We start from the raw sequence: 16,405 nt of genomic DNA on the forward strand, positions 1-16,405 counted from the left end.
AGACTTATCGGGAAAAACGGCAAGCCTTCCGCCGTCATTCCCGCGCAGGCGGGAATCTGGAAATGAAAAACCACGGTGTTATCGGCAATGACTGAAACCGGAGAAATGACGAAATTGAAGCGTGCGGAAATGTGTCGGAAATTGCTGAAGCCGGATAAACTAGATTCCCGCTTTTGCGGGAATGACGGGATTTTAGGTTTTTGGTTTGTTTTCGCGGCAATGATGGGATTTTAGGTTTTTGGTTTGTTTTCACGGCAATGATGGGATTTTAAATTGCAGGTATTTACCGGGAAAAACGGCAAGCCCTCCGCCGTCATTCCCGCGCAGGCGGGAATCTAGAAATGAAAAACCACGGTGTTATCGGAAATGATTGAAACCGGAGAAATGACGGAATCGAAGCGTGTGGAAATGTGTCGGAAATTGCTGAAGCCGGATAAACTAGATTCCCGCTTTTGCGGGAATGACGGGATTTTAGGTTTTTGTTTTCGTGGGAATGGATGGGCCCAAAGCCGTCCGAACCAAAAAAAACCGCCGCTTTCAGACGGCATCAAAAAACCGCAGGCACGATGCCTGCGGTTTGCCGTTTGCGCTTCAGGGGAGCAGGGGGATTGCGCCCAAGCCGTGTGTTTCCTTCAGTCCGAACATGATGTTCATATTTTGCACCGCCTGACCCGCCGCGCCTTTGACGAGGTTGTCGATGACGGAAAGGACGACCCACACATCGGATTGCGCCGCCTGTTGGATGCTGATGCGGCAGAGGTTTGCGCCGCGCACGCTGCGGGTTTCTGGTGTCGAACCGGCGGGCAGGATGTCCACGAACAGGCTGTCGCGGTAATAGTCGCGCAGGATGGTTTCGGGGCAGATGCCGTCTGAAAGGTGGAGGTAAACGGTGGCGTGCATACCGCGTATCATCGGCGCGAGGTGCGGCGTGAACACGAATCCTTCGGCGATGCCGTCCTGAAGCCCGGCGATGGTCTGCCTGATTTCGGGCAGGTGGCGGTGTCCGGCTATGCCGTAGGCTTTGAAGTTGTCGCCGGCTTCGCACAGCAGCGAACCGACATTGCCTTTCCTGCCCGCGCCGGACACGCCGGATTTGCAGTCGGCAATCAGCGGCATACCGGGCTTCAGACGGCATTGCCGCAACAGCGGCACGAGCGGCAGGGAAACGCAGGTCGGGTAGCAGCCGGGGTTGGCGACGAGGCGTGCCTGTGCGACGGCTTCGCGGTTGAGTTCGCTCAATCCGTACACGGCTTGGGGAACGAGGCCGGGGGCGGCGTGGGTCATGCCGTACCAGTGTTCCCAGGTCGGAATGTCGCGTATGCGGAAGTCGGCGGAGAGGTCGATGACGCGCACGCCCTGTTCCAAAAGGCGCGGCGCGTCTTTCATGGCGATGCCGTTGGGCGTGGCGAAGAAGACTACATCGCATTGTTCCAAACCTGCCTGCTCGGGCGTTTGGAAGGCGAGGCCGTACACGCCGCGCAGACTCGGAAAGTAATCGGCAACTGCGGTCCCCGCTTCGCTGCGGCTGGTTACGGCGGCAACTTCGACATCGGGATGGGCGGCAAGCAGGCGCAGCAGTTCCACGCCCGTGTAGCCCGTCGCGCCGACAATGCCGGCTTTGATTTTTTTGTTCATCGTATTTCCTTTTCGGTTGAAACCCCGCCCTTCAGGGCGGCAGGATCAGACTTTATTCGGGAGGGGCGCAACCCCTTCCAAATCAGGACGACACATAGGGCGGTGCTTTATGTGTCGTCCTGTGTGTTGAAACATGGTTTTTCCTTTGTGTGGTTGGCGGGTATGCCGTCCGAACGCTGCAAAACTGCGGTTCAGACGGCATTCTGTTTTAAAACATACGCTGCCATTTGCGGTTGAGCAGGAAGCCGTGTCCTGCCGAGTTGGTGCAGAGTACGCCGTTTTCAAGGCTGCCGCACTGCCAGCCTTTTCCTTTGGCGGTGTGTCCGTAGGCGAGGACGGGTGGTTCGGGGCTGTACGGGTAGTCGCTGTAACAGCTCATGTAGGCTTTCCCTTTGTTGTCGATGTTGAACACATTGCCCCAGTCGAATCCGCATCCTTTGGGTTTCGGCATGGCGGGTTTGGTATTGTCGGTTTCGCGGATGAAGCAGGATACGCCGTGCCACGGTTCTTCGCCTTCCGGCGGTCCGGTGTCGCCGCCGCAGACGATGTTGCCGCTCGGGGATTGGAAATTGACGGCGAAAATGCCGTCGCTGGTGTCGGCATATGCGTGCGCGAAGGCTAGGGTTGCGGAAAGGATGAGGAAGGTTTTGCACAACATGGCTTATCCTCCGGATGTTGTGGGGGAATTGGGGGAAGCGGTTTGTTTGGTCTGAGCGTCAAACTCCGCCAGCGTCATGTTTAAAGTCTGCAAACACGGCGTCATTACCGCATCGACAGCTTGGTTCACATGATCCCTTTCCACAGGCAACGGGCGGTAAACGAAGAGCTTGAAGAGTTCGCTCAACTCAATCGAATCCGCCCCCGTTTTCAAAACCCAGCCCTGTCTGCCGGAGTAGATATAGCCGTACCGCGCCAGCTTTTCCAGAAGCTCGCCCAACTCGTCGTAGCCCATATTGATATGCCGTCTGAACTCCTGAACGGACAGGGTTCGGCCTTCTTTTTGCGCCGCATCCAGAAGCAGCAGGATTTTCAACACGTCGTCAAACCGTCCGCGCGAGTCGAAACCCCTGCGGAAGGCCTCGCCCTGCCAATAAGACAGCGACGAAGTCAGCACCGCGCCGCCCAACAACAGCGTCCACAGCAGGTTTAACCAAAGCAGGAAAAACGGCACGGCGGCAAATGCGCCGTAAATCGAGCGGTAGCCGTCGAAATTGCCCATATACCAGGTGAACAGGAAACGTGCCGTCTCCAGGCAGAATGCCGTAATCAAAGCCCCGACAAACGCCTGCCGGGCGGGCACGAAGCGGTTGGGCACGAAGCGGTACAGCCCCCACAACAAGACGGTCATGAAAGCCAGCCTTGCCGCCGTCTTCAACGCGTCCGCCCATTGTTGCGCTCCGGAGGAGAGTACGGAGTCTTGAACCGACCCGACCATAAAGGAAATGCCCACACCCAGAGACAGCGGCCCGAAAGTCAGCAACGCCCAATAAACGAGGAACTGCATCATCCAAGGGCGTTGCGTGTTAACCCGCCAGATGTGGTTGAACGCATTGTCTATCGTCCGAATCAGCATCAGCGAGGTTACGACCAGCATCACGCTGCCGATGGCGGTCAGCCGGTTTGCCTGATCGCGGAATGCGTCGATATAGTCGAACACCATATCCGCACCCTGCGGCACAATGGTTTGGTTGACGAAGGAGACGAACGAATCCGACCAGCGGTCAAACACGGGGAAAATCGAAGCGACCGCGACCATTACGGTCAGTACGGGGACGAGTGCCAGCAGCGTCGTAAACGTCATGCTTGCCGCCGCCTGCGGTACGCGTTCTTCATCAAAGCGGCGGACGACGAACCATGCAAACGCACAGATTTTATTGTCTGCCAAACCTTGCAAACGTTGTAAAAAGGTCATAATTTCTTGCCCGGTCAGTAGGTTGGGCGTTGATGCCCGATGTTATAGCCAGTTTTGCCGTCAGGAACAAATGCCTGAACTGCGGCTGTTTCAGACGGCATCGGGACAACCGTTATGCCGTCTGAAGACCGAACCATTTTAACGGAATCCGCCTATGAACCCAAATCCCCCTCAAAATCTTCGTCCTCTACTATTCCCAAAACGGCAGCACCCGCAATCCCGCCCGCCGAATCGCTCGCGGCATCGACAGCGTCGAAGGTTGCGAAGCCGTATTGCTTACCGTTCCCAAAGTGTCCGCCGTCTGCGAAGCCGTCGAAAAAGATATTTCCGACAGCGGCCCCGTCCCGACCGCCGAAGAAAACAATATCGCCTTCGCACAAAGCAAACGCTTGGCGGAACTCGCCGTCAAGTCGGCATAAGCTGCGTGTTCAGACGGCATGGCGTTCAGATGCCGTCTGAACGCGTTTGCCTGTATAATCCGCGTCTTTACTGTCCAACTTCGCGGTTCGCAAACCTCCCGCGTTACCAAAACTAGGATTCGATATGTCAAACCAAAAAGCCTTGGTCATCTTTTCGGGCGGTCAGGATTCGACCACCTGCCTGATTCAGGCAATCCAAACCTACGGGCGCGAAAACGTCCAAGCCATCACCTTCCGATACGGGCAACGCCACGCCGTCGAGCTGGAACGCGCCCGCTGGATTGCGCAGGATTTGGGTGTCAGTCAAACCGTACTCGACTTGAGCCTGATGCGGCAGATTACGCACAATGCCCTGATGGACGAAACCGCCGCCATCGAAACCGTCGGCAACGGTGTTCCCAATACCTTTGTGGACGGGCGCAACGCGCTTTTCCTGCTTTACGCCGCCATTTTTGCCAAAGGGCATGGGATACGGCACATCATCGCGGGCGTGTGCGAAACCGATTTTTCCGGCTATCCCGACTGCCGCGACGTGTTTGTCAAATCGATGAACGTTACCCTCAATCTGGCGATGGACTACGATTTTCAAATCCACACGCCGCTGATGTACCTGACCAAGGCGCAAACGTGGGCGTTGGCGGACGAAATGGGCGCGCTGGACTATATCCGCGAACAGACCCACACCTGCTACAAGGGCATCGTCGGAGGCTGCCGCGAATGCCCGAGCTGTATTTTGCGCGAACGCGGGCTGGCGGAATATTTGGAAAGTAAAAAGGCCGTCTGAACGCGCGCAAAGCACAAGGAATACGATATGCCCAAGCTTCATATGTTTTACCTCGGCGGTAACGCAGGCCGCTCCAATATCGAAGTGCACGACATCCAATTTGCCGTGTGCGACGACTACCGCGAAGCCGTCCCCGCACTCAAAGCCGCGTGGTTCGGCGATGCGGACAAAATCCACATCGACGGTTGGCAGGTTGTCGAATGGGCGGACGGTTACGACATCGCCGTATCCGAAACGCCCAAAACGGAAATGCCGTCTGAACACGCCCCGCGCCTGTATTTCGCCAATGTCGGCGGTTATCGCGCGGGGCAGCTTGCCGAGGCGCACGCTTTCGGGCTGTTCGCCGCCGCCACGCCTGCCGAAGCCAAACAAAAAGCCCTGCAAACCCTGTTGACCGACTATGTTCAGCAGCATAAAGACAACTTGAAAGACGTGGACAACCTGCTTGCGCTCGACCGCATCGGCAATTTCCATATCCGCCTGACCCCGAATCCGCACGGCAAACCCGCCGAAATCGGCTTTCAAGGCTATTTGCCCATTTGAGAACCCATGAAAATCACCAAAATCTTCACCTTCGACTCTTCACACATGCTCGACGGGCATGACGGCAAATGCCAAAACCTGCACGGGCATACCTACAAACTCGAAATCACCGTTTCAGACGGCATTATCAAAGGCGGCGCGAAAGACGGTATGGTGATGGACTTTACCGACTTGAAAGCCATTGTCAAACAACACATTACCGACCCCTTCGACCACGCCTTCATCTACGACGGCGGCAACGGCCGTGAATGCCAAATCGCCGCGCTTTTGGAAGGCTGGAATATGAAAACCCTGCGCCTGCCCTGCCGCACCACTGCCGAAAATATGGCGGTCGAAATGTACGACCGTTTGAAAAACGCGGGGCTGAACGTGTGCAGCGTGAAATTGTGGGAAACACCGACATCGTGTGCGGAGTATGAAGGGGAGTAGGGAATATCTTGAACGTATCGATATAGTAAATTCAAATAAGACATGCCCAACCGCGTCATTCCCGCGCAGGTGGGAATCCAGACCTTGATTTATCAGGAATATTTAAAAATTGCAGCAATTCCAAATCTCTGGATTCCCGCCTGCGCGGAAAGGACGGTTTAGAGCGTCCTTATTTGAATTTACCGTAAAACGGTTTTTTCTCCTGTGCGGATTCTCCGTTCTTCAGACGGCATTTCATCTCAAACGTACCCATTAAAAGGAACACCCATGAAACTTCTTTCCACCATTCTCGTCCTCTTCGTCGCCGCCGAACATTTTTACATCGCCTGGCTTGAAATGACGCAGATTCCCAGCGAAAAAGCGGCGGAAACGTTCAAGCTGCCTTATGAATTTATGGAACAAAAGCGCGTGCAGACCTTGTTTGGCAACCAAGGGCTGTACAACGGTTTTCTCGGCATCGGGCTTTTGTGGGCGCGGTTTGCCGCTCCGGATAATGCCGTTTACGGCGCGACGATCCTGTTTCTCGGCTTCGTCCTGATTGCCGCCGCGTGGGGCGCGTTTTCGTCCGGCAACAAAGGCATACTCGTCAAACAAGGTTTACCCGCATTTTTGGCAGCGGCGGCGGTGTTGGCGGTATGAAAAAAATCAATGTTGCCCCCGAAAATCCCCAATACCGCATCGTTGAAATCTTTGAAAGCCTGCAAGGTGAGGGCTGGAATACGGGTATGCCTGCCGTTTTCGTCCGCTTGGGCAAATGCAATCTGGCGTGCGGCTGGTGTGATACCGATTATTTGACATTCGGTATGATGAGCCTGTCCGACATTTTAGGTCGTCTGAAAACCTACGCCGCCCGCAACATCATCATCACCGGCGGCGAACCGACCATCCAGCCGCATCTCGACACCCTCTTGAACGCGCTCAAAGCCGAAGGTTATTTCCTCTGTATCGAAACCAACGGACTCAATCCCGCGCCGCCGCAAATCGACTACACCGCCACCAGCCCCAAAGCCTGCTATGCCGCCAAATACGAAAAAAGCTGTATCGAAACCGCCGACGAAGTGCGGATTGTTGCCGACGGCGATGTCGTCGGGTTCTGCGAAAATATGGAACGCAAAATCCGCGCGCATCATTACTACCTTTCGCCCTGCGAACAAAACGGCGCAATGAACATCTACGACACCATCCGCCAAATCGGTATTTTAAACAGCCGCCCCGACACCCACGTGCATTGGCAGTTGAGCGTGCAGACGCATAAATGGGCGGGGATAGAGTAGTTTAAGTAGTGTAACTCAAAGGGTCGGCGTACCGTTTTGCCGATGTTTGACATACGGGAAGTGTACCGCTTCCGCGTGAAACTGCCGGCATTTCCGCTGCCTAATTGGTTCGGAACCTTACTGAATAAGATGCTGCCGTTGGGTACAAGCTTGGCTTCCTAAGTTCTGATAGTCTTTTGAACCTTGCCGATACCCTTTGTCAGTGCACGCAAATGGCAGGGTTGGGGGAAAACGAAATGCCGTCTGAAACAGAATGCTGTTTCAGACGGTATTTTTCTGTTGCCGCCAAAAGGGAAAAACCGCCTCGGCAATGTATGCTGAGGCGGTTTGGATTTGGTCGGAATGAGAGGATTCGAACCTCCGACCCCTTCGTCCCGAACGAAGTGCGCTACCGGGCTGCGCTACATTCCGAATTAAGTAAGGCGTGATTATAGCGCAAAAAATACGGCGTGCCTATACCGTTTTGCCTTTTTGCCGCGTGTCGGGCGGATTTAAAACGCTGTGTTTGAATACAGTGTTGATAAGCATCCTTATCTTCAAGTAATTCAATAGGATAAATTTCTACTTAACCGGAAAATCATTGCCTTTCCCTGACAAACGGTTGAAATCGGCAGATTGTTGAAACGCAGCTGGTTTAAAAGGCTTCGCCGACTTTTACGCCGCCCGCCGTGTCCTGCGGCGAAGTCAAACGGGAGGTCAAGGCTTGCGCCGCTTGAAAATCCGCCGTCTGCATCACGGCTTGCGCGGCGGCACTGCCGAGCGTGTTGGCCATGTATTGCCAACGTTGCGCCAAAGCGGGATTGTCGGGAATGCGGAAATCTTCGCGCAGTTCGTCCACAAGGTCGGGACGGTTGCAGACGAGGACGATGTCGCAACCTGCTTCAAACGACAGTCGGGCGCGTTCTTTGATGCCGCCTGCCCCGCACGCGCCTTCCATGGTCAAATCGTCAGAGAAAATCACGCCTTTGAACCCGATGTCGCGGCGCAAAATCTGTTTGAGCCAGATTTCGGAAAAACCGGCGGGCTTGGCATCCACTTGCGGATAAACGACGTGGGCGGGCATAACCGCCGCCATACCTTCGCGGCTCATGCTGCGGAAGGGGATAAGGTCGGCGGTTTCGAGTTCGGACAGGCTGCGCCTGTCTTCCGGCAAGACCAGATGGCTGTCTCCTTCGACAAATCCGTGTCCGGGAAAATGTTTGCCGCATGATTTCATGCCGCCTTTTTCCAAACCTTTTTGAAGGGCGAGGGCAAGGCGGGTTACGGCTTCGGGGTTACGGTGGAAACTGCGGTTGCCGATGACGGGGCAGTTTCCCCAGTCCAAATCCAAGACAGGAGTGAAGGACAAGTCGATGCCGCAGGCGGAAAGCTCGGTTGCCAACACCCATCCGATGTGTTCGGCATGAGTTTCGGCAGTTTCCGCGCCTTCACTGTCCCAAATCTCGCCGAGCGTACTCATTGCGGGCAGGCGGGTGAAGCCTTCGATGAAACGTTGTACCCTGCCGCCTTCGTGATCGACGGCGATGATGAGTTCGGGTGTGCGCAGGGCTTTGATTTCGGCGGTAAGTTCTTTGAGCTGTTCGATGTTTTGGAAGTTGCGGCGGAAGAGGATGATGCCGCCGATTGCGGGGTCGAGCAGGCGTTGCTTTTCTTCTTCGGTCAGGCGGAAGGCGGCAATGTCTGCCATGATGGGACCGCGCGGAATATGGGGAACAGTCATTTCGGTTTGCTCCAAAAAGCTTCAGACGGCATATGCCGTCTGAAAGGGGGGAAGGTCAAACGGCGGCGCGTTTTTTGTCTTTCAAGATGAAAATCAGCACCGCCAAGACAATACCGGTCATGCCAAAGCCCAACAGCGCGGATTTTGTCAGACCCAACGCGAGGTAGCCTGATGCGGCTGCGGCGGCAACGGTTAAGGCGTAAGGCAGTTGCGAGGTAACGTGGTCGATGTGGTTGCAGCGCGCGCCGGTGGACGACAGGATGGTCGTGTCGGAGATGGGCGAGCAGTGGTCGCCGCATACTGCCCCCGCCATTACTGCGGACATGCACGGGATAATCAGTGAGGGATCGACTTTGACCGCCATGGCGGCGGCAATCGGCAGCATGATGCCGAACGTCCCCCAGCTTGTGCCGGTGGCAAACGCCATCACGCTGGCGAGCAGGAAGAGGATGACGGGCAGGAAGCCGGGATGGATGTTGCCCGCAACCAGCGTGGAGAGGTAGTCGCCGGTGTGCATTTCGCCGACAACCGTACTGATGAGCCAGGCGAGGATTAAAATGGCGATTGCGCCGAACATAGATTTCGCACCCTGCCAAACGGCTTTGGGATAATCGGACGCTTTGATTGTGCCGAGCGTGCAGAGGATGACGGCAAGCACGCCGCAAGTGCCGCCGAATACCAGCGAAGTGTTTACGTCGGTATTTTCAAATGCCCCCAAAATGCTGAAGGTTTCGCTTGCCTGTGCACCGGTGTAGATCATGGCGGAAACCGTTGAGGCGATTAAGGCCAAAACGGGAATAATCAATGCGTAAACCCTGCCCTGGCTGCCGTCTGAAACGGCAGTTTCATCGTGGGTTTCGTTCAAAGCGGCTTGTTCGAAACGCGCCATCGAGCCGATGTCGAAGGAAAACCATGCGACGACGAACACCATAATCAGGGCAAACAGTGCGTAATAGTTCATCAGGCTCATGGCGACAAACGTCCCCATTGGCGTGTATTCGGTGATTTTGTAGGTAACGAGCAATCCGGCAAGCGTGGCGATAATCGACGCGCCCCAGCTTGAAACGGGCATCAGCACGCACATAGGCGCGGCAGTGGAGTCGAGGATGTAGGCGAGTTTGGCGCGGGAAACTTTAAACTTGTCGGTAACGGGGCGTGCAATCGCGCCGACGGCGAGGCTGTGGAAGTAGTCGTCGATGAAGGTAACGAATACGAGGCAGGCGGTCAGCATTTTCGCGCCGCGCCGGTTTTTAATGTGCCGTTTTGCCCAGTCGGCAAACGCCTGATTGCTGCCAGAGTAGGTCAGCAGGGAAGTGAAAATGCCCAAAAGTATCAGGAAAACCAAGATTTTTGGTTTGCCCAACGACCAATCGCCGTCTGCCCAAGCCAAGCCGACGACCATGTCTTTCAGGTGTGTCAGACCGTCGACGGGGTTGCCGCCGACCAAAAAGGCAACGCCGACCAAAATACCGATGCCTAAAGACAGCAGTACGCGGCGGGTAATGACGGCAAGTGCCAGTGCCAAAAAGGGTGGCACAACCGAGAAAAATGAATGTGAATAGTCGATCAGCTGCATGGTTTATGGGAGGTATTAAGCGTCCGAATGGGGCGGTTTCTGTCCGCAACGGTTCGGATTTTGTTGGCAAAATGGGCGAAAGTATTTTTTGTTCCGGAAAATACTTATTTGAAATCAATTAACTGATTTTTTAAAATGCCCGTTAATCAGTGTTGACGGGCATTTTATCATCTAAAAAAATATTTTGGTCAAATTATGTGGGTTATTGCAGGTTTAATGCGATAAACAGCGTGTTGCCACGGCGCATGACCAGCAGGGGGACGTTTTTGCCTGCCTTGTCCATAGCTTTGCGGAAACCGGCTTCGTCATTGACGGGGACTTGCCCGACGGCGAGGATTTCGTCGCCGCGCCTCAAGCCTGCACGTTCTGCCGCGTCGGAAACCCGTACGACGACGAGGTGTCCGCCGCTGCTGTCGGTATGTGTCTGAAGGGTAATGCCTGCGGATTCGACCGAGAACGTACCGGATTGCTGTTCGGTGTAGGGGGCTTCATCTGTTTTGGATGATGCGCCGGTATGCTCGGCGGCGTTGCCCAGCTTGATTTTGATTGTAATTTCTTCACCTTTGCGCCATACGCCGAGGCTGGCTTCCTTACCGGGCATGATGGCGCCTACCATGACGGGAAGGTCGCCGGAAGAACGTATTTCTTCTCCGTTGAGGCTGCGTATGATGTCACCTGCCTGCAAGCCTGCACGTTCTGCGGGGCTGCCGGGAAGGATTTTGGCAATCAATGCGCCGCTGGCTTTATCCAGACCGAACGACTGTGCCAAACCGTAGGATACTTCCTGAATGATGACACCCAGTTGCCCGCGTTGGACTTTGCCGGTGTTTTTTAGTTGTTCGGCAACATTCATGGCAACGTCGATGGGGATGGCAAAGGAGATGCCCATGAATCCGCCGCTGCGGCTGTATATTTGCGAATTGATGCCGACGACCTGTCCTTTCAGGTTGAACAGCGGGCCGCCGGAATTACCCGGATTGATGGCGACATCGGTTTGGATGAAGGGGGTATAGCTTTCATTGGGCAGGCTTCTGCCTTTGGCGGAGACGATGCCGGAGGTAACGCTGTTGTCGAAACCGAAGGGCGCGCCGATGGCGGCTACCCATTCGCCGGGTTTCAAATCTTTGGGATTGCCGATTTTGACGACAGGGAGGTCTTCCGTTGCGTCTATTTTTAAAAGCGCTACGTCGGATTGGACATCCGAGCCGATGAGCTTGGCGGTATATTCGCGCTTGTCGTTGAGCAGGACTTTGATGCTGCCCATGCCGGTAACGACGTGCGTATTGGTCAAAATATAGCCGTCTTTGCTGATGATGAAGCCGGAGCCGAAGTTCAATCCGCCGTCATCTGCTTCTTCTTGGGGGATTTCGGGCATATTCGGGACGAGGCGTTTGAAAAATTCGTAGAACGGGTCGTTGTCGGCAATCGGGTCGGAATCGTTTTCGGCATTGCCGCTGCCGTTTTGGGTGCGCGGGGCGGGGGCTGCCTGAATATTGACGACTGCCGGACCTTCACTTTGAACCAGTTGGGCAAAGTCGGGCAGCAGCATACTGACGCTGCCGTCGTCTTTGGTGTGTTCGATGCGTTCTACGAAGGATGCTTCTTTTTTGTCCGCACCGAAAAAGCTGCCTGCCTTGTCGCAGCCTGCCAGCGAGGCGGCACACAGTGCTGCCAAAGCGAGGTATTGGTATTTTTTGAACACGTTTCGTCCTTTGTGTTGTGCCGATATTGACTTCAATGCCGTCTGAAGCGCATTTTGTCGGCTTCAGACGGCATGGGATGAAATTCTACAACGTCCGTCCGAATTTTCAAGCGTTTCATTTTGAACGGAAAGGGAGGGTCAGGATTTGGCGGGATATTCGCACAAATCGTTGATGATGCAGGTTTGGCATTGCGGTTTGAGTGCCTTGCAGGTGTAGCGTCCGTGCAAAATCAGCCAGTGGTGCGCGTCCATCAGAAATTCTTTAGGAATGAAGCGCATCAGTTTGTCTTCGACTTCGCGTACATCTTTCCCAGGGGCGATTTTGGTTCGGTTGGACACGCGGAAAATATGCGTATCGACCGCCATAACGGGGTGTCCAAACGCCGTGTTCAATACCACGTTTGCCGTTTTGCGCCCCACGCCAGGCAACGATTCCAAAGCCTCGCGGTCTTCCGGTACTTCGCCGTTGTATTTTTCCAGCAGGATGCGGCAGGTCTGCATGATGTGCTTGGACTTGGTTTTATACAGCCCGATGGTTTTCGTGTATTCCATCACGCCGTCCAAGCCCAAATCCAGCATCGCTTGCGGCGTATCGGCAATCGGAAACAGCTTCGCCGTCGCCTTGTTTACGCCGACATCGGTCGCCTGCGCCGAAAGCAGAACGGCAATTAAAAGCTCGAAAGGGGAGTTGAAATTCAGCTCGGTGGTCGGATGGGGGTTGGCGGCGCGGAAGCGTTCGAAAATTTCTTGGCGGATGTGTCTGTTCATTTTTTTATACGGTGGGTTTGTGTGTTCGGCATTATAACGCACGGTTCAGGCGGCGTAATATTGCATTCCCCACAGAATGAAGGCGTAACGCGCCGTCTTGCCGACAACCAGCATCAGCCCGCTTGTCCACGGATTCAACCGCAGCCAGCCTGCGGCAAGCGGCAGCGCGTCGCCGACGACGGGTAGCCACGCAAACGGCAGCAGCCAAATACCGAAACGCCGCATCAGATTCAGTGTTTTTTCAGACGGCATTTTTCGGGAAGGCAGCAAACGCCCCATCCAATAGGAAACCATACTGCCCAATCCGTTGGCAAGACCGGCGCACAGCCATGCGCCGTATGCATGTTCGGGGAAGTTGCGGACGAACAGGGCAAAGGCGGCTTCGGACGTGCCGGGCAGGAGGGTGGCGGAAGTGAAGGCGGAAAAAGCGAGGGCGGCGTAGGCGTAAAAGACGGTCATGTACGGTTTGTGGTAAATCAAAATGAGGATTGAAAAAATACAGCGTCGGCGTGCTTGTCGGGATAATAGCGGATGTTGTCCGGCAAGGATATGCCGGCGGCTTGCAAATTTGTGAAATGTCAGTATGATTCACGCCACCCTTGAAGAATGTCAATTTTTGCCGTCCGAACCGTGCAATGTATTCCAATAAAATGAAAGGCAAATCATGTCTGCGCAATCACAAAACAACCATACGTCCCCATTGGTCGTCTTGACCACGCTGTTCTTCATGATGGGTTTTATTACCTGCATGAACGACATCCTTATCCCTCATTTGAAAGAAATTTTCGACCTGACTTACGTTCAGGCGATGCTGGTTCAATTTTGCTTTTTTACCGCCTATGCGGTGATGTCCATCCCGATGGGGGCTTTTGTCGGCAAAGTCGGCTACAAAAACGGCGTTATCGGCGGCTTTCTGCTGACGGCGGTCGGATGCCTGCTGTTTTATCCTGCTGCGGGCAGCCATTCGTATGCGGTATTTTTGGGCGCGTTGTTTATTTTGGCTTCCGGCGTAACGCTGCTTCAGGTTGCCGGTAATCCTTATGTAACCCTGCTGGCGAAACCCGGCAAGGAATCGGCAACGCTGACGCTGGTTCAGGCGTTCAATTCTTTGGGTACGGCCATTGCGCCTCAAATCGGCGCGTTCCTGATTTTGGCGGACGCAACCCAAACCGTCAGCAAGGCGGAACAGATTTCTTCCGTACAGATTCCCTATTTGGGGCTGGCGGGGCTGCTGATTATCCTTGCCGTATTTGTCAAACTGATCCGCCTGCCCGACGCGCAAAAAATTGCCGCCGAAAAAAGCGAACACAACCATGACGGCAAAACCGGCGTGTGGCAATACAAACATCTCGTGTTCGGTGCGGCAGGCATTTTCTGCTACGTCGGTGCGGAAGTCTCCATCGGTTCGCTGATGGTCAACGTATTGGGTTATCTGAAAGGGCTGGATCATGCTTCTGCCGCGCATTACCTGTCGTTTTATTGGGGCGGCGCGATGGTCGGACGTTTCCTCGGTTCGGCAGTAATGGCGAAATTCGCGCCCAACCGCTATCTGGCGTTTAACGCATCGGCTGCGGTCGTGCTGCTTGCCGTCGCGATGGCGACGGGCAGCGGCAATGCGGATGTGGCGATGTGGTCGCTGCTTGCCATCGGTTTTTTCAACTCGATTATGTTCCCGACGATTTTCTCTTTGGCAACCAAAGGATTGGGCAAATTCACCAACGCGGCTTCCGGTGTGCTGTGTACCGCGATTGTCGGCGGTGCGGTCGTGCCGGTGATTCAAGGTTGGGCGGCGGATACTTACACCCTGATGTCTTCGTTTGTCGTTTCCGTTATCTGTTACCTGTATATCGTGTTTTTTGCGGTGTACGGATATAGGGCGGACAAATAATCTTTTTCTTGAGAAATGCCGTCTGAACACCTTTCAGACGGCATTTTTGCGTACCGGTGTTTGCGGCGTGTGTGCCGAGGTTTTAATACTTCAATCCATAAAAGTCTTATATGCCAACAAACAAAAAAATAAAAAATTATATTTCAAGAAAATTAATTTAAATTGAGAAAATTGCCGTTTTGTTTCTATCAGGCTTTTGTAAAACGCTAAAATGCCGTCTGAAAACGTCGGGCGGATTCGGTATGGTGTGTTAGAATCCGTTAACTTTATATCAAATCGGGCAAAGAATCATGTTTGCTTTCAAATCCTTACTCGATATGCCGCGCGGTGAGGCACTTGCCGTCGTCGTCGCTCTGATTTCCGCGATGGGCTATACCATCATTTCATTGGAGTGGCTGCCGCATATGTCCATTATTGCCGCCATCGTCGTGCTGATTTTGTACGGCTTGGCGCGCGGTTTGAAATACAACGATATGCAGGCGGGGATGGTTGGCGCGTTGAATCAGGGTATGGGCGCGATTTACCTGTTTTTCTTCATCGGGCTGATGGTCAGCGCGCTGATGATGAGCGGCGCGATTCCGACGCTGATGTATTACGGTTTCGGACTGATTTCCCCGACTTATTTTTATTTTTCCGCCTTCGCGCTGTGTTCCGTCATCGGCGTGTCCATCGGCAGCAGCCTGACCACCTGCGCCACGGTCGGCGTTGCCTTTATGGGTATGGCGGCGGCGTTTCAGGCCGATATGGCGATGACGGCGGGCGCGGTCGTCTCGGGTGCGTTTTTTGGCGACAAAATGTCCCCGCTTTCCGATACGACGGGCATTTCCGCGTCCATCGTCGGTATCGATTTGTTTGAGCACATCAAAAATATGATGTACACCACCATCCCCGCGTGGCTCATCAGTGCGGCACTGATGCTTTGGCTTCTTCCCAGCGTCGCCGCGCAGGATTTGAACAGCGTCGAATCCTTCCGCAGCCAGCTTGAAGCCACGGGATTGGTGCACGGCTATTCGCTGATTCCGTTTGCGCTGTTGGTCGTTTTGGCATTGATGCGCGTCAACGCCGTCGTCGCCATGCTCTTTACCGTCATGGTTGCCGTTGCTGTAACGTATCTGCACAGCACGCCTGATCTGCGTCAGCTCGGCGCGTGGTTTTACGGCGGCTACAAACTCGAAGGCGAAGCGTTTAAAGACATCGCCAAACTCATTTCGCGCGGCGGTTTGGAAAGTATGTTTTTCACGCAGACCATCGTGATTCTCGGTATGAGCCTTGGCGGGCTGCTGTTTGCGCTGGGCGCGATTCCTTCCCTGCTGGATGCCGTCCGCAGCTTTTTGACGAATGCCGGACGCGCGACGTTCAGCGTCGCCATGACTTCGGTCGGAGTGAACTTCCTGATCGGCGAACAATATTTGAGCATCCTGCTTTCGGGAGAAACGTTCAAACCCGTGTACGACAAACTCGGACTGCATTCGCGCAACCTGTCGCGGACTCTGGAAGACGCGGGTACGGTCATCAATCCGCTTGTTCCGTGGAGCGTGTGCGGCGTGTTCATCAGCCACGCCCTCGGCGTACCCGTTTGGGAATATCTGCCGTATGCCTTTTTCTGCTATTTGAGTCTGGCTTTGACACTTCTGTTCGGTTGGACGGGGCTGACTTTGAGTAAAAAATAAGCGGATAAGCGAAATGCCGTCTGAACTTGTTTTCTGGTTTCAGACGGCATTTTTATAGTGGATTAAATTTAAACCAGTACGGCGT

Annotated in this window: 16 protein-coding genes, 1 tRNA gene and 1 pseudogene; 8 read left to right on the forward strand and 10 right to left on the reverse strand. The window is 54.4% G+C overall.

The genetic code is table 11. From position 1 onward, the window contains the following. Positions 1-335: 335 nt before the first annotated feature. The 4 genes from DBY86_RS00270 to DBY86_RS00285 all read right to left on the reverse strand — a co-directional run bounded on the left by DBY86_RS00270 (position 336) and on the right by DBY86_RS00285 (position 3,547). Positions 336-548, reverse strand: a complete 213-nt coding sequence (locus tag DBY86_RS00270) for a hypothetical protein (RefSeq protein WP_100216516.1) — start codon at positions 546-548, stop codon at positions 336-338. A gap of 43 nt (positions 549-591) precedes the next feature. Then, a complete protein-coding gene (argC, locus tag DBY86_RS00275; protein ID WP_107818472.1) occupies positions 592-1,635 on the reverse strand; it encodes an N-acetyl-gamma-glutamyl-phosphate reductase in 1,044 nt (347 codons plus the stop codon). A 208-nt stretch (positions 1,636-1,843) separates the two neighbouring features. Then, positions 1,844-2,293: a DUF6636 domain-containing protein gene (locus DBY86_RS00280; RefSeq protein WP_107818473.1), complete on the reverse strand. Its 450-nt coding sequence runs from the start codon at positions 2,291-2,293 to the stop codon at positions 1,844-1,846. A gap of 3 nt (positions 2,294-2,296) precedes the next feature. Further along, a complete protein-coding gene (locus DBY86_RS00285; RefSeq protein ID WP_107818474.1) occupies positions 2,297-3,547 on the reverse strand; it encodes a YihY family inner membrane protein in 1,251 nt (416 codons plus the stop codon). Positions 3,548-3,701: 154 nt separating this feature from the next. Here DBY86_RS00285 and DBY86_RS12800 point away from each other — a divergent pair. The 6 genes and pseudogenes from DBY86_RS12800 to DBY86_RS00310 form a co-directional block, all read left to right on the forward strand. Then, positions 3,702-3,906: pseudogene (locus DBY86_RS12800) on the forward strand (NAD(P)H:quinone oxidoreductase); the annotation flags it as partial. A 184-nt stretch (positions 3,907-4,090) separates the two neighbouring features. After that, positions 4,091-4,750, forward strand: coding sequence for a 7-cyano-7-deazaguanine synthase QueC (gene queC / locus DBY86_RS00290; RefSeq protein WP_107818475.1), 660 nt, complete (start codon positions 4,091-4,093; stop codon positions 4,748-4,750). A gap of 27 nt (positions 4,751-4,777) precedes the next feature. After that, positions 4,778-5,293, forward strand: coding sequence for a DUF1543 domain-containing protein (locus DBY86_RS00295; protein WP_107818476.1), 516 nt, complete (start codon positions 4,778-4,780; stop codon positions 5,291-5,293). A gap of 6 nt (positions 5,294-5,299) precedes the next feature. Beyond that, complete coding sequence (gene queD, locus DBY86_RS00300) at positions 5,300-5,722, forward strand: 6-carboxytetrahydropterin synthase QueD (RefSeq protein ID WP_107818477.1); 423 nt, start codon at positions 5,300-5,302, stop codon at positions 5,720-5,722. Between the two features lie 267 nt (positions 5,723-5,989). Then, a complete protein-coding gene (locus DBY86_RS00305; RefSeq protein ID WP_107818478.1) occupies positions 5,990-6,361 on the forward strand; it encodes a DUF1304 domain-containing protein in 372 nt (123 codons plus the stop codon). Next, positions 6,358-6,996: a 7-carboxy-7-deazaguanine synthase QueE gene (locus DBY86_RS00310; RefSeq protein WP_002257160.1), complete on the forward strand. Its 639-nt coding sequence runs from the start codon at positions 6,358-6,360 to the stop codon at positions 6,994-6,996. Before DBY86_RS00305 ends, DBY86_RS00310 begins: the two co-directional genes overlap by 4 nt. A gap of 334 nt (positions 6,997-7,330) precedes the next feature. Here the strand turns inward: DBY86_RS00310 and DBY86_RS00315 are convergent. The 6 genes from DBY86_RS00315 to DBY86_RS00340 form a co-directional block, all read right to left on the reverse strand. Then, positions 7,331-7,407 (reverse strand) — tRNA-Pro (locus tag DBY86_RS00315). A gap of 223 nt (positions 7,408-7,630) precedes the next feature. After that, positions 7,631-8,716 (reverse strand): beta-N-acetylhexosaminidase, encoded by a 1,086-nt coding sequence (gene nagZ / locus DBY86_RS00320; protein ID WP_107818479.1) that lies wholly within the window; start codon positions 8,714-8,716, stop codon positions 7,631-7,633. 55 nt (positions 8,717-8,771) lie between these two features. Further along, positions 8,772-10,292: a Na+/H+ antiporter NhaC family protein gene (locus DBY86_RS00325; protein ID WP_107818480.1), complete on the reverse strand. Its 1,521-nt coding sequence runs from the start codon at positions 10,290-10,292 to the stop codon at positions 8,772-8,774. A gap of 202 nt (positions 10,293-10,494) precedes the next feature. Further along, positions 10,495-11,994, reverse strand: a complete 1,500-nt coding sequence (locus DBY86_RS00330; protein ID WP_107818481.1) for a DegQ family serine endoprotease — start codon at positions 11,992-11,994, stop codon at positions 10,495-10,497. 138 nt (positions 11,995-12,132) lie between these two features. Next, positions 12,133-12,762, reverse strand: a complete 630-nt coding sequence (nth, locus tag DBY86_RS00335) for an endonuclease III (RefSeq protein WP_107818482.1) — start codon at positions 12,760-12,762, stop codon at positions 12,133-12,135. 45 nt (positions 12,763-12,807) lie between these two features. Further along, positions 12,808-13,221: a YqaA family protein gene (locus DBY86_RS00340; protein WP_107818483.1), complete on the reverse strand. Its 414-nt coding sequence runs from the start codon at positions 13,219-13,221 to the stop codon at positions 12,808-12,810. Between the two features lie 205 nt (positions 13,222-13,426). Here DBY86_RS00340 and DBY86_RS00345 point away from each other — a divergent pair, with 205 nt between their 5' ends. Both DBY86_RS00345 and nhaC read left to right on the forward strand, forming a co-directional pair. Then, complete coding sequence (locus DBY86_RS00345; protein ID WP_107818484.1) at positions 13,427-14,650, forward strand: MFS transporter; 1,224 nt, start codon at positions 13,427-13,429, stop codon at positions 14,648-14,650. Between the two features lie 290 nt (positions 14,651-14,940). Continuing rightward, the gene (gene nhaC, locus DBY86_RS00355) at positions 14,941-16,320 is read left to right on the forward strand and encodes a Na+/H+ antiporter NhaC (protein WP_107818485.1); all 1,380 of its coding nucleotides are present in this window, start codon (positions 14,941-14,943) and stop codon (positions 16,318-16,320) included. The last annotated feature ends 85 nt before the right edge of the window (positions 16,321-16,405 follow it).

The sequence above is a fragment of the Neisseria bergeri genome (assembly GCA_003044455.1).
Taxonomy (GTDB): domain Bacteria; phylum Pseudomonadota; class Gammaproteobacteria; order Burkholderiales; family Neisseriaceae; genus Neisseria; species Neisseria bergeri.

Bases quoted from the DNA above. Each gene is read 5' to 3' on its own strand.
- argC (WP_107818472.1), bottom strand. From the start codon at position 1,635: ATGAACAAAAAAATCAAAGCCGGCATTGTCGGCGCGACGGGCTACACG.
- DBY86_RS00280 (WP_107818473.1), bottom strand. From the start codon at position 2,293: ATGTTGTGCAAAACCTTCCTCATCCTTTCCGCAACCCTAGCCTTCGCG.
- DBY86_RS00295 (WP_107818476.1), top strand. From the start codon at position 4,778: ATGCCCAAGCTTCATATGTTTTACCTCGGCGGTAACGCAGGCCGCTCC.
- nagZ (WP_107818479.1), bottom strand. From the start codon at position 8,716: ATGACTGTTCCCCATATTCCGCGCGGTCCCATCATGGCAGACATTGCC.
- DBY86_RS00340 (WP_107818483.1), bottom strand. From the start codon at position 13,221: ATGACCGTCTTTTACGCCTACGCCGCCCTCGCTTTTTCCGCCTTCACT.
- DBY86_RS00270 (WP_100216516.1), bottom strand. From the start codon at position 548: ATGCCGTCTGAAAGCGGCGGTTTTTTTTGGTTCGGACGGCTTTGGGCC.
- DBY86_RS00310 (WP_002257160.1), top strand. From the start codon at position 6,358: ATGAAAAAAATCAATGTTGCCCCCGAAAATCCCCAATACCGCATCGTT.
- nth (WP_107818482.1), bottom strand. From the start codon at position 12,762: ATGAACAGACACATCCGCCAAGAAATTTTCGAACGCTTCCGCGCCGCC.
- DBY86_RS00345 (WP_107818484.1), top strand. From the start codon at position 13,427: ATGTCTGCGCAATCACAAAACAACCATACGTCCCCATTGGTCGTCTTG.
- queC (WP_107818475.1), top strand. From the start codon at position 4,091: ATGTCAAACCAAAAAGCCTTGGTCATCTTTTCGGGCGGTCAGGATTCG.
- DBY86_RS00285 (WP_107818474.1), bottom strand. From the start codon at position 3,547: ATGACCTTTTTACAACGTTTGCAAGGTTTGGCAGACAATAAAATCTGT.
- nhaC (WP_107818485.1), top strand. From the start codon at position 14,941: ATGTTTGCTTTCAAATCCTTACTCGATATGCCGCGCGGTGAGGCACTT.
- DBY86_RS00305 (WP_107818478.1), top strand. From the start codon at position 5,990: ATGAAACTTCTTTCCACCATTCTCGTCCTCTTCGTCGCCGCCGAACAT.
- DBY86_RS00325 (WP_107818480.1), bottom strand. From the start codon at position 10,292: ATGCAGCTGATCGACTATTCACATTCATTTTTCTCGGTTGTGCCACCC.
- queD (WP_107818477.1), top strand. From the start codon at position 5,300: ATGAAAATCACCAAAATCTTCACCTTCGACTCTTCACACATGCTCGAC.